We start from the raw sequence: 17,231 nt of genomic DNA on the forward strand, positions 1-17,231 counted from the left end.
AGTTCAAAACTCAAAGTTCAATGTTCAAAGGGGTTAATTATAATTACTGATGATGTTTAAAGACAAAGTTCAAAACTCAAAGTTCAATGTTCAAAGGGGTTAATTATGATTACTAATGATGCTTAAAGACAAAGTTCAAAACTCAAAGTTCAATGTTCAAAGTGCTTAATTATGATTACCGATGATACTTAAAGACAAAGTTCAAAACTCAAAGTTCAATGTTCAAAGGGCTTAATTATGATTACTGACGATGCTTAAAGACAAAGTTCAAAACTCAAAGTTCAATGTTCAAAGGGGTTAATTATAATTACTGATGATGTTTAAAGACAAAGTTCAAAACTCAAAGTTCAATGTTCAAAGGGGTTAATTATGATTACTAATGATGCTTAAAGACAAAGTTCAAAACTCAAAGTTCAAAACTCAAAGTTCAATGTTCAAAGGGCTTAATTATGATTACTGATGATGCTTAAAGACAATGTCCAAAACTCAAAGTTCAATGTTTAAAGGGCTTAATTATGATTACTGATGATACGTAAAGATAAAGTTCAAAGCTCAAAGTTCAATGTTCAAAGGGTAAAGTTCAATGTTCAAAGTGCAAAGTTTAAAGAAGAAAAACGCCGAGACTCTCAACGAGCTTCGGCGTTATTAGTATGTTTAACTAAGAAATCTTTTCAAATGAAAGGGAGCCTCACGGCCGCCTTTGTCATCCTTGATCAATCGTTAAACTTTTACCTTAATAAAATAACTAAAAACCTAAATCTATTACTACTAACCTAAACAATCTATTAACCTTTTGACAATGCAAAGTTAGAAAGTTTTCAAGTCTTGTGCAATATTTCATAGAACTTTTGCTTTAAAAATAGTCTTTTCTTGATGCAAATCAACTCTTTGTGTGCGCAAACAATCAATATTTGCTCACTTTTCTTGGCTTTTTATCTGTTTTCTTGTAACTTTGCTGCAAATGATATATCAATGAGAATACTGATAGTAAATACCAGTGAGAAAACCGGTGGTGCAGCTGTTGCAGCCAACCGACTCAAAGATGCTCTGAACAATAGCGGAGTGAAGGCTAAGATGTTGGTACGTGATAAGTTGACGGACGATATCACTGTGGTTAGCCTTGGGCATGAGTGGAAGAATCAGTGGCACCTACTATGGGAGCGTTTCTGTGTTTTTTGGAACCTCCACTTCTCTCGAAACCATCTCTTTGAGATTGATTTAGCAAACTCAGGAGCCGATATCACAAAGCTACGTGAGTTCAAGGAAGCTGATATTATTCATCTTTCTTGGATTAATCAGGGTATGCTTTCATTGAATAGTATCAAAAAGATTTTATGCTCTGGTAAGCCTGTTGTGTGGACAATGCACGACCTTTGGCCTGCATCCAGTATCTGTCATTATGCGCATGGCTGCTATCGTTACGAGAATGGTTGCGGCAATTGCCCACTTCTCCCAGGCAGAGGTAATTCGAATGATTTGTCTTCAAAAGTTTGGAAACGTAAGAAAGCTATCTATAATCATGGTAATATGTGGTTCGTAACATGTAGTCAATGGCTTGCTCGTCAGGCAAAGCGGAGTGGACTCTTGAATGGCTTGAGTGTTACAAGTATTCCTAATCCAATAGATACGCATGTTTTTGAGCCACAAGACAAGCAAGTTGCACGACAGCGTTTGCAGCTTCCAGTGGATAAACGACTTATACTCTTCGTTTCTCAGCGTGTGACAGATCAGCGTAAGGGAATGGATTATTTTATCGAAGCCATTGAAAAGATGGTTGTCGAACATCCAGAAATAAAGGAGAATACAGGTATAGCTATTCTTGGTGGACACGCTGAAGAATTGGAGGGAAAACTTGCTTTGCCAGTTTATCCGCTCGGTTATGTAAGTGACCAACAGCGAATTCGTGATGTCTATAATGCTGCAGATGTCTTCGTTCTTCCATCGCTTGAAGATAACCTCCCTAATACAATTATGGAAGCAATGGCGTGTGGTGTACCATGCGTAGGCTTTAAGGTTGGAGGAATACCAGAGATGATCGATCATCGTAAGAATGGCTATGTCGCGGCAGAACGTAATTCAGAAGACCTTGCAAAGGGTATGCACTGGGTTCTTGAAGAGGCTGACTACACAGCACTTTCAGAGGCGGCAGTGAGGAAAGTCCTACGCTGCTATTCACAACGAAGCGTTGCAATGCAATATCTTGAAGTATATAATGAGGCTCTTGCCTATAAGAATTTCCGATTATGATCACATTTTCAGTAGTCACTATAACCTATAATGCCGCTTCGGTTTTACAGCCGACACTTGACAGTGTGCTCATGCAGAACTATCCTCATGTGGAGCATATCATCATTGATGGGGCTTCAACTGATGACACTTTAAAGATTGCTAAAGCCTATCAGCAGCAGTCTGATGAGGCTGAGAACGATCATGTCGTGCGCATTCAAAGCGAACCTGACGATGGGCTTTATGATGCAATGAACAAAGGCTTACAGCAGGCAACAGGCGATTACATCGTCTTTATGAATGCAGGTGACCGTTTTCCTAATCCCGATACATTAGACAAGGTAGTACTTGCTGCGGTTGTCGGAGACGGCGAGGAGCGTCCTGCTGTGCTCTTTGGTGATACAGATATCATTGATGAAAAGGGCAATTTCCTTTGTCACCGCAGACTAAGCCCATCTGAACGACTCACTTGGCGTTCTTTCCGTTATGGAATGTTGGTATGCCATCAGGCGTTCTATGCCCGTTTGGATATAGCTCGCTCGCTGCTCTATGATACTACTTACCGCTATTCAGCAGATGTAGATTGGTGTATACGTGTGATGAAAGAGGGCGAACGTCAGCAACTCCTTTTACGTAATATCCATGCTGTTGTAGCAAATTATGTGCGAGAAGGGCAGACAACCCTTCACCATAAGGAGTCGCTTCGTGAGCGTTTTGATGTGATGTCTAAGCACTACGGATTTATTCAAACGCTATTGCTTCACGCATGGTTTGCTGTGCGTAGTTTAATTAAATAGGGTAGTTCTCTATGGTTTAAATGCCCTTAATACGTCCTATTGATTGTTAAGGGTGGCAATTTCTACGCTGTTAATTCGTTTTATTCAGCAGGTAGTATTATTGTGGGGACGTTTAGATGAAGTCTATGATTAGTCCCTTTCACCTAATAAAACGTACGAAAATGAAAAGAATGAGATTTAAAATGTTAGTAGCTTTGTTGTTGCTGTGCCTCTCAGTGTCAGCTCAGACAGAGTATAGTGGTATTGCTGGAGCCTCACCAGGATTGGTAAGAGCGAACAAGCAGGCTGCAGCTAAGCAGGCTAATCGTAGTTCTAAGGCACGTTATACATCTACGGCATCGAAGCCTAAGACTTCAAACGATGGCAATACGAATAGTTATAACTCAACTTATGCACCGCTTCCAGACAATAATGAGTCTGGTGAAACGGAAGTAAGAGATGGCTTTAAGACCTTCTCACGTGGTATGGGTAAAGTTATTAAGCGTGAGACAAAGACAATGGGAGAGGTAACCCGTAAGATTGGTGCCGATGGTAAGAAGTTCTTTCAGAAGCTTGGTAAAGGTATTTCCGACTCCTTTAAATCAGACACAACAACGTCTAAGTAAAATTTCGTTTCATATTTTATAAAGCGTGTTCCAAGGCTAAGACCCTTTGCGGTCAGTAGTCTTGGAACATTCTTTTTTATTAGTGTTGTCTTGTAAGCAATTCTCTATACAACTTGATTATAGTGTCCTTACGATACATGATAACAAAGGCAAAGGAGTTATTTTATCGTTTTTGATTACTGTATTATTGCTCCGCACATGTTGTGCGGATGCTTCGCACGTGTTGTGTTGATGGTGAGCACCAATGGTGCTGGGCGTTAAAAGACTTCTTAGATGAATCCATACGAGGTCATACTTACTTATCGTTAGTGTCTAATGGGTGATAAAGGGAGGAATAAGTCATCTGGAATGTTTTGCCATTAGTAAATAATTGACTACCTTTGCCGTCCGAAACAAGATTATTATGAATACCATAGTCCCTTTTAGTCATCCCATGTATATCATGCTGAAGCCTGCTGGTTCACTTTGTAACCTGCGGTGTAAGTATTGTTATTATTTGGAGAAGAGTAAGCTATATGACGATAACAAGAATCATGTCATTACTGATGCGTTGCTTGAGAAGTTTATCAAGGAATACATCGAGGCACAGACAACACCACAGGTTCTCTTTACATGGCATGGTGGTGAGACCTTAATGCGCCCTATATCCTTCTATCGTCGTGCATTGGAGCTACAGCGTTATTATGCTCGTGGTCGTCAGATAGATAATAGTATTCAGACGAATGGTGTTCTTTTAAACGATGAGTGGTGCCGCTTCTTCAAGGAGAATAACTTCCTTGTTGGCGTTTCTATTGATGGTCCACAGGAGTTTCATGATGAATATCGTCGTAATGCAATGGGCAAACCATCCTTCCATCAAGTGATGAAAGGTATTAATCTATTGAATAAGCATGGGGTAGAGTGGAATGCACTTGCTGTTGTCAACGACTTTAATGCAGACTATCCATTAGACTTCTATCACTTCTTTAAGGAGATTGGTTGCCGTTATATCCAGTTTACTCCTATCGTTGAACGAATTGTTAATCGCAATGATGGATTGACCTTAGCACCCGGAATGCAGGAGGGTGGTGAACTTACAGACTTCTCTGTTACTGCTGAGCAATGGGGCAATTTCCTTTGTACTATCTTCGATGAATGGGTGCATCATGATGTAGGCGAGTATTATATACAGCTCTTTGATGCCACTTTGGCTAACTGGGTTGGTGTTGCACCGGGCATTTGTACAATGGCAAAGGAGTGCGGTCACGCAGGTGTAATGGAGTATAATGGTGACGTTTACTCTTGTGACCACTTTGTTTACCCAGAACATAAGCTTGGAAATCTATCGCATCATACCATCTATGAAATGATGAATAGCGACCGACAGAAGGAGTTTTCAAAGATGAAGTATAGACTTCTTCCACAACAGTGTAAGGAGTGTAAGTATCAGTTTGCTTGTCATGGTGAGTGTCCTAAGAATCGTTTTATTCGCGATTGTTACGGTAATCCTGGGCTTAATTATCTCTGCAAGGGCTATTATCAGTTCTTTGAACATGTAGCACCTTATATGGACTTTATGAAGAACGAGTTGGAGAATCAGCGTCCACCAGCTAATGTGATGAATCAAGTATTTGGGAAGTAAATCATTCTTTCTATAGCTCAAGACTACTTTATAATCACCTTTCTCTTTGTTCTTATAGCGGAAAGAACCATAAACGAAAACAGCTCCGATAGACAATGTCCATCGGAGCTGTTTGTATAATGTGGGAAATGTTTACTTCGTAATTGATAGTAGTTGTCCTTCTGTCACGCGTGTCAATTTGCCTATACGATTCTGACGGCATAGCTGTTCGATACTGATACCATATTGTCTGGCTATCGTTTCTAAGGTTTCACCAGAAGCAACTTTATGATAGAAGATCTTTCCATTGTCAGCACTTGGTTCAGTGCGTGGCGTATGGTTTGAGAAATCAGTATTGTAGTTTCTCTCCTGACGTGGGCTGTAACTCTGGTTGCCCTTGCCCTGAATGTTCTCACGAGAGTAACCTGGGCTTGAAGAAGTACCACGAACAGCAGTTGCACGTTCAGACTCCTGTGCTACGGTGTTGCGACGATAAACGTAGTAGTCGCCTGTAACGTCTTGATTAGCGAAGTCGAAGAAGAGTGCTGGATTCAAAGCTACACCTGCCAAACGAGTCTCGAAATGGAGGTGAGAACCTGTAGAACGACCGGTGTTACCACCCAATCCGATAGGCTGACCAGCACGAACAGTCTGGTTTGGAGTTACAATCTGCTTTGAAAGGTGACCATAGATGGTCTCAAGTCCATTATTGTGACGGATTACAATGTACTTACCATATCCGTTACCATCGTATTTTACTACACGAACCTTACCAGAGAAGGCTGCGCGGATGGTATCACCAATATACACCTTGATATCCAATCCCTGGTGGCGACGCCCCCAACGACGACCGAAGTTACTTGTGATAACACGGCTTGGTGTTGGCATGTGGAAGTCGCGAAGATCGATTTTGTATACATCTGGAAGGTTACCTCCACGATGTGCATAGTTGTTATTCCAATCGTTATAGAGCTCTGATGATGGCTCCTCAATCTCTTCAGCTTCACGAAGTCGGTTAATAACCATTGTGTCTAATGCCTTAGCGCGGCGGTCAATAGGGGCTTGACGAGCAAGCAGGTCTTGTGCATTTGCTGAATGAGCTGTCAAGGTTAAGAGAGATGTTAGTGCAAAAGTCCTAACTATTTTCTTAAAAGTCATAATCAAATTATTTTGTTTCAAACTCAGATGCCATATAGGCACGGGACAGATTTTCAGATCCCTTTCTAACGGTTAAGTCGTTGGTGACCATTTAAAAGGCACCTAATTTTTTACCGAAAGACTTCGCAAAGATAACGAAAAAATATCGAATAAATTGCAGTTTCGCTATTTTTTTAGCCTGTTTAACAGAGAAATAGTACGTATTTTTACCCTCACATGATTTATGTCAAGTCGCTAAAACAGGGCCTTTGAAGCCAATTTTGTGGTGTTTTTTTCTATGAAATAGCAGCCCAATTTATATTAGTCTTTCTTAACGCTTTTAGCCTATCCCATAGCATTTTATACTCAATTTTTTGACAAGTTGGGTCGTTGTCGATAATCTTTTGTGCCTCATCTCGTGCCATTTGCACTATTTGTCCATCACGTGCAATGTCGGCTATTTTGAGGTCGAAGGCTATACCACTTTGTTGTGTACCCTCCAAATCACCAGGACCACGCAACTTGAGGTCGGCTTCTGCTATCTCAAAACCATCATTTGTATCGCACATAATATCAATACGTTTACTGGTTTCCTTAGTAAGTTTGTGGTTGGTAACGAGGATACAATAACTCTGTTCTGCACCACGACCAACACGACCGCGTAACTGATGGAGCTGAGAAAGACCGAAACGCTGAGCATCGAGGATAACCATTACGCTGGCGTTAGGTACGTTTACACCCACCTCAATCACTGTTGTGGCAACGAGTATCTGTGTTTGTCCACTCACAAACTTCTGCATTTCAGCCTCTTTGTCCTTATCCTTCATCTTTCCGTGAATCTTACTTAACTCGAATTCAGGGAAGATGTTACGCATTGTTTCAAAGCCATCTTCAAGGTTTTTGAGGTCCATACGCTCGCTTTCCTTGATGAGTGGATAGACGATATAGACCTGACGGCCCAAGTTTATCTGTTGTCGAATACCACTATAAAGGCTCGCCATTTGGTCATCATACTTATGAATTGTCTGTATTGGCTTACGTCCCGGTGGCAACTCGTCGATAATAGAAACGTCAAGATCACCATAGATGGTCATCGCAAGCGTACGTGGTATAGGTGTGGCAGTCATAACTAATACGTGTGGAGGATTCTCACTCTTACTCCATAGCTTGGCACGTTGCTCTACACCAAAGCGGTGTTGCTCGTCTATAACAGCCATACCGAGGTGTTGGAATTGTACTTTATCCTCTATAATGGCGTGCGTTCCTACAACAATATTAATAGAACCGTCGATGAGTCCGTCTAATACTTCCTTTCGCTTCTTACCCTTCACAATACCTGTCAGCAGTTCAATGCGCAGGTTCATTCCTTTAAGAAACTCTTTGATGGTCTGGAGATGTTGCTCGGCAAGAATCTCTGTAGGTGCCATCATGCAAGCTTGATAGCCGTTGTCGATAGCAATAAGCATGGACATAAGGGCAACAAGGGTTTTACCTGAGCCTACATCACCCTGTAACAGACGATTCATCTGACGCCCACTTGCCATGTCTGCACGTATCTCGTGCATTACTCGTTTCTGTGCTCCAGTAAGTTCAAAGGGTAGGTTATGGGTGTAAAACCAGTTAAACTGGGCCCCAATTCTATTGAAGATATAACCTCTATACTTGCGCCGGTGGTCGCTGGCATAGCGAAGGATATTAAGCTGTACGTAGAAAAGTTCCTCGAATTTCAGGCGTACACGGGCACGCTGGGTATCATCAACCGACTTCGGATAATGAATCTTACGCATAGCAGCATCCCGTGAGATGAGATGCAAATGAGTGGTGATGAAGGGTGGAAGTGTCTCTTCTAATGGTTCGGTAAGCTTACTAATGAGCATCTTTGTCAGCTTCTCCATAGCACGTGAAGTGATGCCTGCCTTCTTCATTTTCTCGGTAGTAACGTAGAAAGGTTGCATACCCATGTCATTGAGTTGCAATTGAGAAGCATCATCAATATCAGGATGTGTAAACTGAAATCTGCCGTTGAAGAATGTTGGTTTTCCAAAGATGATATACTCTTTGTTTACCTTATAGTTCTGATAGATATACTTTGTGCCATTAAACCATACAATATCACAAACGCCATGTCCATCAGAGAAGTGTGCAATGATACGTTTCTTGCGTTTTCCCATCTCAGCTTCTTCAAAGCTAAGGATTCTTCCTTTGATTTGCACAAACGGCATATCCTGTGAGAGTTCAGAGATAAGATATAGCTTGGTTCGGTCAACATATTTGTAAGGGAAGTACTCCAGTAGGTCACGATAAGTATGGATTCCAAGCTCTTTGCCCAGAATCTCCTTGCGGTGTGGTCCTACACCCGGTAAATACATTATGTCTTGCGATAGTATATCCATTAATCTAATTCATAATTCACAATTCATAATTCATAATTATGATTACCATTGTTTAATTAGAATTCATAATTTTGTTTAATTAGAATTCATAATTTAGAACTCATAATTATGATTACTGATGTTTGCTGTTTTATAAAACATATAACTGAAAAACTCGTACACTCGTCTACTTGTTCACTTCTTAGCTTGTCTACTCATTCACTTTCTCACTTGCTTTCGACCCTCTTTTAGCTTTGAATAGTGTGTAAATAAAGTCGTTCTTCAGCCTCCTTTCTTACGTTAGAATTTGCCTATTGCGAATTATTTTCATGACAATAAATATTTTTCTTCGTGAAAATAAATATTTCTTTTCATGTAAATAATTTCTTTTTTACGTGAAAATAATTCGGAAAGAACGCCCTTTACACTTCTTATCTCTATGCTCTACGCTATTTTATGGTGCTATCTATCAACTTAAAACATCATTTTTACGTTTCCACTCTTTCGTTCTTCTCATCCAATAACCACACCAAACTCAGTAATCATAATTATGAACCTTTGAACATTAAACTTTGAGTTTTGAACTTTGTCTTTAAGCATCATTGGTAATCATAATTATGACGTACTGATGAGAACTTCGTTCGAATAATTGTGAATTATGAATTATGAATTAAAAGAGCTTCTGCCACTTTCAAGTCGAAAGGTGTTGTGATTTTAATATTCTCACGGTTTCCTTCCACCATTGTTACCGCTTGTCCGAGTCGCTCAACAACGCTGGCGTCATCAGTAAAATCGGCACTTTCTTCTTGTTCGTATGCCTTTTTGATAAGTTGGATGTCAAAGACTTGTGGCGTTTGCACGGCTTTATAATCGCTACGCTGTACGTTTCTTCCACTTGGGTAATCACCGATAAAACGTAGGGTGTCAGTAACTGGCAATACAGGAATGACTGCTTTCGACGTTTGGGCAGTATCAAAACAACGTGCAATGGTCTCACAAGAGACGAAAGGACGTACACCATCATGGATGCCGACAAGTCCAATAGTATCTGTAGGAATCATCGAGATACCATTCTTGCACGATTGAAAGCGACTTGCACCACCATCAGCTAACTGGTACTCCTCATTGAAATGATACTGCTCGCATAGCTCCTGCCAATAAGCTTGTTGCTCTTTTGGTAGGACGAGGATAACCTTCAATTCCTTATCGTAGGCATGAAAGCGACTGATTGTGTGCATAAGGACAGGCTTTCCACCAACAGGAAGAAACTGTTTGGGTATGTCTGCTCCCATTCGCAATCCCTTTCCACCAGCGACGATGATGGCATATTTTGATGTTTTAGACGTCACAATTCTATGCTATGAATATGGTTTATGAATTGAGAAGACAGTCGTAAATCATACCCTTCTGTATCTCTTCCACCTTCTCTGCTGGTAAGAAATAGCTTAAAAGCTTGTATCCGTATGGGAAAGAAGCAGCAGGACCAGCACCAGTAGTTACGTTTCCGTCCTCCTGAACAAGTGCTCCTGTGTATTCAGCATCCTCACCTAAGTAGGTTTCCATACCTGGATAGATTGTTGCCTTCTTACCTTTCAGCAAGCCAACAGATGCCAAAACCAATGGTGCAGCACAGATTGCAGCAACGCGTTTGCCCTTCTCAAACTGCTCTTTGAGTGCATTACGAACGCCATCGTGCTCATTCAAGTTCTTAGAACCAGGCATACCGCCCGGTAACATCAGAAGGTCTGCATCAGAGAAGTCGGTTATGTCCTCGAAAAGGAGGTCGGCTTTAACGACTACACCATGTGATGACTCAACGAGGTTGCTTCCAGTTATACTGACCATCTTGACCTCTATGCCTCCACGACGCAAGATATCTACAGGTGCCAAAGCCTCAACTTCTTCGAAGCCATCAGCGAGAAACTCATATACCTTAGCCATAATTATTTTGTTTTTACGTAATAAATCCAATAAAAATCTTTAATTTTGCAAATGAATAGTGTCTGCAAATATACTAAATATTCATGGTATCGTGTGGCTTGTAAGACTAAAAGAATTTAAAAAGGCACGTTTTTATGGCAGAAAAGAAACTTAGTTTTGCTATTTTCGGCAATACTCCCAAGGCTTTTAATACGCTTCAGATTGTTGATATTTTAGACTATCTGGTAGGGCGTGGGGCTGATGTATATATCGAACAGAACTTCTATCATACTCTACTAAAAGAACTGAAAAAGGATTTTTCAATAGCAGGTGTATTTGAAGGGGTAAACTTTGATGTTGATTACGTTATCTCCTTAGGTGGCGATGGAACCTTCCTTAAGGCTGCAAGTAAGGTTGGTCCTAAGCAAATACCTATCATTGGCGTTAACATGGGACGATTAGGTTTCCTTGCAAATGTGACTCCTGAGGAGATAAGAAACGTGCTTGATAATGTCTATGAGGGGAAATATGAAATAGAGGAACGTGCTGTTATCCAGCTAAAAGCGGATGGTGCAGCTCTTGAATTTTGCCCTTTTGCATTGAATGATATCGCTATCTTGAAACGCGACAATGCTGCAATGATATCCATAAAAGCAAGTGTGAATGGTGAATATCTGGTAACTTATCTTGCTGACGGACTCGTTATCAGTACACCAACGGGCTCAACGGCTTACTCATTGTCGGTTGGCGGTCCGATTATCGTGCCTCAATCAGGTATTTTAAGTATGACTCCTGTTGCTCCACATAGTCTAAATATTCGTCCGATCGTTATCAGTGATGAGGCTGAGATAAAGTTGGAAGTGCAGAGTCGAAGCCATAACTTCCTTGCAGCTGTGGATGGACGATCAGAGAAACTCAGTGAAGGAGTAACGCTAACAATCAAGAAAGCGCCTCATAAAGTGCGTATCGTGAAGGTTTATGGGCAGCGTTTCTTCTCCACACTACGTGAGAAACTGATGTGGGGAGCTGATACACGCCAGTTTTAAGAAGGTTAGTTGTTAGCATGAAAGGCAGTGAAAGGCTTTTCATTCAGCCTAGTTTTTCTAGCTTTCCTAGGAGCTCTAGGAGTCCTATCTATCCTAGAATACCCAGCAACTCAAGGCTTTCAATAAAAATAAAGATAAGAAAAAACAATGCTAAGCAAGATAAAGAAACTCTTTCAAATCCCTGAAACGCGTTACACAAGCAAAGAGATATTTCGCTGGTTGTGGAATGCTTGGCGTGGTAATCGTAAGCAGGCAGTACTGAATGCTTTGATAGGTATTCTCAGCGTAGTCGTTTCTTTGGCAACAGTTTGGGCTGTACAGCATGCCATTGATGTGGCTTCTCATGTCATAGAGGGTAGTATCTATGTAGCAGTGAGCATCATGGGTGCTTTGATTCTCTGTGATTTTGCATTGAACATAGCCTCTGTATGGGTGAGAAACTTGTTAGGTATCAAGGCTCAGAACCGTATGCAGCAGCGCATGCTCGACCGTATTCTACGTTCGGAGTGGCACGGTAAGGAGCGTCATCATAGTGGTGATGTGTTAAACCGATTGGAGATTGACGTTGCTAACGTGGTAAGTTTCCTCACAGAAACAATACCCAATTCAGTCTCAACATTGGCAATGTTCCTCGGTGCTTTCTTCTATCTGATGTCGATGGATTGGCGTCTTGCCATTATTATTGTTATCATGATTCCGCTGTTTGTCCTCATCAGCAAGGTTTATGTACGCCAGATGAGACGATTGACACGTGAGGTTCGCGACTCAGACTCAAAGGTTCAGAGTGTTTTGCAAGAGACCATTCAACACCGAATGCTCATAAAGACACTTGAAAGTGACGAGATGATTGTTGGGAAGTTGGAGGGAACACAACACGAATTGCGCCGTAAGGTAGTGCGTAGAACGAAGTTTTCTGTATTCTCAAACCTTGTCTTGAACTTTGGATTTGCTTTTGGTTATCTTGTTGCTTTTACGTGGGCAGCCCTCCGCATGTCGGCTCATTCGCTGACTTTTGGCGGTATGACAGCCTTCTTGCAGTTGGTAAATAAGATTCAGAACCCTGCTCGTCAGCTCACGAAACTGGTTCCAGCTTTCGTCTCAGTGTTCACTGCTGCCGAGCGATTAATGGAGTTAGAGGAGAATCCTTTGGAAGAACAAGGAGACCCAATCGAACTCGCTGGCCCTTGTGGTATTCGTCTAAACCATGTCGATTATCGTTATGATGATGCCGAACGAGAGATATTGAAGAATCTTGACTTCGATTTCTACCCAGGTTCTTGTACGGCTATTCTTGGTGAGACAGGTGCAGGAAAGACAACGCTGGTGCGTATGTTGCTTGCCTTATTAAAACCAAATAAGGGCTCAGTTGAGATTTACAATGAAAAGGAAAGTAAGGAGTTAACACCATTGATGCGTACTAACTTCGTTTATGTTCCACAAGGTAATACACTCCTTAGTGGTACAATTCGTGAGAACTTGCTGCTTGGTAAGGTTGATGCAACAGAGGAAGAGATGATAGCTGTATTAAAGAAGAGTTGTGCAGACTTTGTTTTTCATCTCCCTTTAGGACTTGATACGCTCTGTTCAGAGCAGGGAGGAGGACTCAGTGAAGGACAGGCACAACGCATTGCCATAGCTCGTTCGTTACTGCGTGACCGTAGTATCATGATATTTGATGAGGCAACGTCAGCCCTTGACCCACAGACAGAGCGCGACCTCTTGAAGAATATACTCTCCAATCACGATAAAACGGTGATTTTTATCACCCATCGTCCAGCTGTTGTTGACTATTGCGACCAGACGTTGACCATAGAAAAAATACAATAATGTATTTGCGTTATTCAAAATAAGGTCGTATATTTGCAACATAACTGAAAACTGAAAGGAGACCTAAAAACTGCAAATTCCAATCTTATTAGTGGAAGAAAGATAAAGAAAATAGAATAAAATTAGATATGAAAAGAATTCTTTTAGCTGTTGTCAGTGTATTTCTTATGTCCGCATCAGTGGCTTTTGCACAGACAACAAACGTTGAACCAACTAAGGATTTAGATGCTAAGTATGCCACGAACATGCTCAAGCCGGGTACTCGTGCGCCTGAGTTTAAGTTGAAGACATACGATGCTAAGGAAATAAAGTTGAGTCAGTATCGTGGTAGTTACGTGGTATTGGATTTCTGGGCAAGCTGGTGTCCAGACTGTCGTCGTGACATTCCTGCTATGAAGGCACTTTACGAGCAGTTCCGTGATTATGGAGTGCAGTTTGTTGGTATCTCTTTCGATACCGATCGTGAGGTTTGGGCACAGACTTATTGGGGCAAGTATCAGATGCACTGGACACAGGTGAGCGAACTAAAGAAGTTCAGAAAGAATACTGTTATCGACAAGTTGTATAAGATTGATTGGATTCCTTCAATGTATCTCGTTGACCCAGAGGGCAAGATTGTCATGGGAACGGTGGAGATTAATAAGCTGAAAGCGAAGTTGGAGTCCCTTTCTCTGACTCCACAGGTTAGTAAGACAGAGGTGCTCCCAACCTTTGAAGGTGGTCAGGAAGCTATTAATAACTATTTTGCACAGAGTCAGCGTCGCAGCATTCAGTCATTCCGTTCAAAGGTACAGGCAGAGATGACCGTTGTTTTCAATGTCGAAATGGATGGTACTGTTACTGGTGCTCGTGTCGTTGACGTAAAGAATGTGAAGGGCACAAGCAAGCACTTCATGAAGATGGATGCTGAAAAACAGAAGCGTGTGTTGGAAAACTGTGTTGAATATTACAAAGAGCAGGCTGTTCGTCTTACGAACAATATGCCTAAGTGGAACCCTGCTATGCAGAATGGTCGCCCTGTAAAGAGCAAGACAACAGTAAATATTCTCTTCCAGTAATAGACGGATTCGACAACAATTAAGTTATCAATAAGATGTACAAGGCTGTCCTAACGAGGGCAGCCTTGTGTTTTTTATCTCTTTAAAAACGCTCTTTTTGAATCTACTTGAGCCTCATCATTCATCGTGTTAGTACTCCGCACCATTGGTGCTTACCCTCCGCACGCTATGTGCTAAGCACTAACACGTATAGAAGAGATGTGTAAGACGAACTTTTATTGATCAATGTTTGGAAACAAGAATATTAATGCTTACTTTTGTGAAAAGTACATAAAGGAAAGGTTATAGTTGATAGTTGCACCGTTTTATAGTGTCTTACGTTCCGATATAGTTAGTAGGATAGATTGATAGCGGTTGAATTTTTAATTTTTTAGAAGGATGAATAAGTTATTATGGTTATGTGGAATAATTGCCTTCGCAGTCGTCAGTTGTTCAGAAGGTAATCGAGGTAGTATCAAGGAAAAGGATACACTCAGTGCGTATGACTCCGTTCTTATTGGACGTGATCCCGGCTATAGTTGCGGTCTTACGGAGGTTTATTGGATGTTATATAAGAATGGAAGTGTAACGAAATGTACGCGATCAATATTTGTATCTGACGATGGTAAAGACACTGTCAGAACTGTTCGTTTTAGTGATGATAGTGCTCGTCGTGTACAAGAACTTGTTGATGATATGTTTGTCAAGGGTACTGTAAAGGACATTGTGGCGGTAAAAGGTAACGAACATTGCAGTGATATGGGTGGTCTATACATCTATATTTACTATCCAGGAAAGACCGTTCGATATGAATATAACTGGGGACAAACAGGTGTAAAATACTCTTCCGAGTTCAATGAACTTATGAATCTATTAAAAGTGCATGATGCTGAATAGGGAGAAAGACGTATAAAAGCAGCGAGAAGAGCGTTAGGACTTTCTCATTGTTGTGTCTATATACGATTTATGCATCCTTTTTATGCTCAATAGATTAGGTTAATTTGGATAAAAATAATAGTAGGCTGTGAAAGTTTCTTTGAATTATTTGTAACTATCCAATAAAAAATGTACTTTTGTGTTTAGTAAGTTAAAAGTTTGAAAGGAGGAAGACGAGAGCCTAAAATTATGTAGTGTAACGAACTTTTAGATAGTTCTAAAAAGATAAAGACAATCTTAATCATTAACTATTAACGATAAAGTAATTATGAGAACTCTGCTATTATGTGTTATTGCGTTGTGCTCTCAGGTGATGAGTATGACTGCTCAGGTGACAGGAAGAATAGAGTATCCTCACCGTGCTGACTATGAAGATCAGGTAGTGTTGCCTGTGGATGACAAGGGACTGGTTATTCAGTCGTTTGCTAAGGACAGCAAAGAGGGTAAGCGTTACTTCAAGACTGAGTTTTATTCAACCGCAATGAAACTAATAAGTACCGATTCAATATTGATTGATAAGGGTATGTATTTCTATTCAGATGTGGTTGAAAGTGGTGTGCTTTATACTGTTTTGCGTCAGAAGGATGGTTCGTTTATGATCGTTGCTTTCAATCCTGCAACACATAAAATAACCACAACGGATGGTGAATACACCCGTAAAGGGTCGATGAGAAATCTCGTTATTGCGAATGGATCAGTCGTTTTCAGTTCAACACAGAAGAAATTAGACCGCATTGGCATCATTGATTTGAAGACGGGTAATTGCCGATTTACCGATATCCACTTCCCAAAAGTGAAGGATAAGAATATCTTTGTGCTTGAAAACACCGTGATAGACAATACTATCTATGCGTTGGTAGGAGTAGAGTCAGATGTTTATCTGCTTCGTATGGATATGCAAGGCAATCAGTTAGGTGCAAACAATCTTACGGCTGATATTGCTGAACGAATTATCTCGGCATCAGTTTCAAAGGCAGGAAACAAGTTCTTTGTTACAGGAACTTACTTAAGTCGAAGAAAGGTGGGGCGGAAGGTATCTTCTTCTCAGAGCTGAAAGACGATAGATTTAATAATATCAAGTTCTACAACTTCTTGAAGCTAAAGAACTTTACGGAGTACATGAGCGATCGTAAGCAAGCAAAGATTGAACGTAGAAAGGAAAAGGCAGAGAAGGCTGGTAAGGAGTATTCGCTGAAGTATCTGATGGCTTCTCACCGTATTATGACGGATGGTAAGGATTATTTCTATCTGGGTGAGGCTTACTATCCAGTTTATCGTACGACTTGGATTGGTACTACGATGGTGACAACCTTTGCAGGTTATAACTATACACACGCCGTTCTTGTAAAGTTTGATGTTGCAGGTAATCTGCTTTGGGATGAATGCTTCCCTATGGAACCACGTTTGTTGCCAATGTATGTGAAGCGTTTTGTTTCTGCAAGTATGAAGGGTAATAATGTGAATCTTCTTTTTACTGATAAGAACCGACTGGTTTCAAAACTCTTTAGGAATGCTGATGGAAATGTGATTCAAGACCGTACGTCGGAGATTATCGAAACGGATAATGATGACGAAGACGTTAAGAAGATGCGTTATTCTAACTCTCAGCACTGGTATGGAGATAACTTCCTTGTCTATGGAACGCAGGTGGTGAAGAATTCTAAGACTGGTGAGCGCCGTAAGGTGTTTGCTGTTACAAAGTACACTATAAAGTAACCGCGCTATGAA

At 40.9% G+C, this 17,231-nt stretch carries 12 protein-coding genes and 1 pseudogene; 9 read left to right on the plus strand and 4 right to left on the minus strand.

The window, feature by feature from the left end; all coding sequences use genetic code 11:
• Positions 1-972: 972 nt before the first annotated feature.
• The 4 genes from PMEL_RS00750 (at position 973) to PMEL_RS00765 (ending at position 5,249) form a co-directional block, all read left to right on the plus strand.
• Positions 973-2,247: a glycosyltransferase family 4 protein gene (locus tag PMEL_RS00750; RefSeq protein WP_120174592.1), complete on the plus strand. Its 1,275-nt coding sequence runs from the start codon at positions 973-975 to the stop codon at positions 2,245-2,247.
• Positions 2,244-3,023 carry a glycosyltransferase family 2 protein gene (locus PMEL_RS00755; protein ID WP_120173538.1) on the plus strand — a complete coding sequence of 260 codons (780 nt, stop codon included), beginning with the start codon at positions 2,244-2,246 and terminating at the stop codon, positions 3,021-3,023. Before PMEL_RS00750 ends, PMEL_RS00755 begins: the two co-directional genes overlap by 4 nt.
• Positions 3,024-3,184: 161 nt before the next feature.
• On the plus strand, positions 3,185-3,628 hold the full coding sequence (locus PMEL_RS00760) for a hypothetical protein (protein ID WP_231999385.1): 444 nt from the start codon (positions 3,185-3,187) through the stop codon (positions 3,626-3,628).
• A gap of 403 nt (positions 3,629-4,031) precedes the next feature.
• Complete coding sequence (locus tag PMEL_RS00765) at positions 4,032-5,249, plus strand: anaerobic sulfatase-maturation protein (RefSeq protein WP_120173540.1); 1,218 nt, start codon at positions 4,032-4,034, stop codon at positions 5,247-5,249.
• A gap of 132 nt (positions 5,250-5,381) precedes the next feature.
• Here the strand turns inward: PMEL_RS00765 and PMEL_RS00770 are convergent, their stop codons facing one another.
• The 4 genes from PMEL_RS00770 to PMEL_RS00785 all read right to left on the minus strand — a co-directional run bounded on the left by PMEL_RS00770 (position 5,382) and on the right by PMEL_RS00785 (position 10,678).
• Complete coding sequence (locus PMEL_RS00770; RefSeq protein ID WP_120173541.1) at positions 5,382-6,386, minus strand: peptidoglycan DD-metalloendopeptidase family protein; 1,005 nt, start codon at positions 6,384-6,386, stop codon at positions 5,382-5,384.
• Positions 6,387-6,661: 275 nt separating this feature from the next.
• Positions 6,662-8,758 carry an ATP-dependent DNA helicase RecG gene (gene recG, locus PMEL_RS00775; RefSeq protein ID WP_120173542.1) on the minus strand — a complete coding sequence of 699 codons (2,097 nt, stop codon included), beginning with the start codon at positions 8,756-8,758 and terminating at the stop codon, positions 6,662-6,664.
• A gap of 635 nt (positions 8,759-9,393) precedes the next feature.
• Positions 9,394-10,086 carry a 2-C-methyl-D-erythritol 4-phosphate cytidylyltransferase gene (locus PMEL_RS00780; RefSeq protein ID WP_120173543.1) on the minus strand — a complete coding sequence of 231 codons (693 nt, stop codon included), beginning with the start codon at positions 10,084-10,086 and terminating at the stop codon, positions 9,394-9,396.
• A 22-nt stretch (positions 10,087-10,108) separates the two neighbouring features.
• Positions 10,109-10,678 (minus strand): DJ-1 family glyoxalase III, encoded by a 570-nt coding sequence (locus PMEL_RS00785; protein ID WP_120173544.1) that lies wholly within the window; start codon positions 10,676-10,678, stop codon positions 10,109-10,111.
• A 134-nt stretch (positions 10,679-10,812) separates the two neighbouring features.
• Here PMEL_RS00785 and PMEL_RS00790 point away from each other — a divergent pair, with 134 nt between their 5' ends.
• The 5 genes and pseudogenes from PMEL_RS00790 (at position 10,813) to PMEL_RS12520 (ending at position 17,219) form a co-directional block, all read left to right on the plus strand.
• Positions 10,813-11,703: an NAD kinase gene (locus PMEL_RS00790; RefSeq protein ID WP_120173545.1), complete on the plus strand. Its 891-nt coding sequence runs from the start codon at positions 10,813-10,815 to the stop codon at positions 11,701-11,703.
• A 147-nt stretch (positions 11,704-11,850) separates the two neighbouring features.
• Positions 11,851-13,530, plus strand: coding sequence for an ABC transporter ATP-binding protein (locus tag PMEL_RS00795; RefSeq protein ID WP_120173546.1), 1,680 nt, complete (start codon positions 11,851-11,853; stop codon positions 13,528-13,530).
• A gap of 128 nt (positions 13,531-13,658) precedes the next feature.
• A complete protein-coding gene (locus PMEL_RS00800; protein ID WP_120173547.1) occupies positions 13,659-14,588 on the plus strand; it encodes a redoxin domain-containing protein in 930 nt (309 codons plus the stop codon).
• A gap of 378 nt (positions 14,589-14,966) precedes the next feature.
• Entirely contained in the window at positions 14,967-15,464 is a 498-nt protein-coding gene (locus PMEL_RS00805) for a hypothetical protein (RefSeq protein WP_120173548.1), read from the plus strand.
• Between the two features lie 307 nt (positions 15,465-15,771).
• Positions 15,772-17,219 (plus strand): annotated as a pseudogene (locus tag PMEL_RS12520) (hypothetical protein).
• Positions 17,220-17,231: the final 12 nt, after the last annotated feature.

Origin of the sequence: Prevotella melaninogenica, assembly GCF_003609775.1 — a bacterium.
Lineage (GTDB): Bacteria > Bacteroidota > Bacteroidia > Bacteroidales > Bacteroidaceae > Prevotella > Prevotella melaninogenica_A.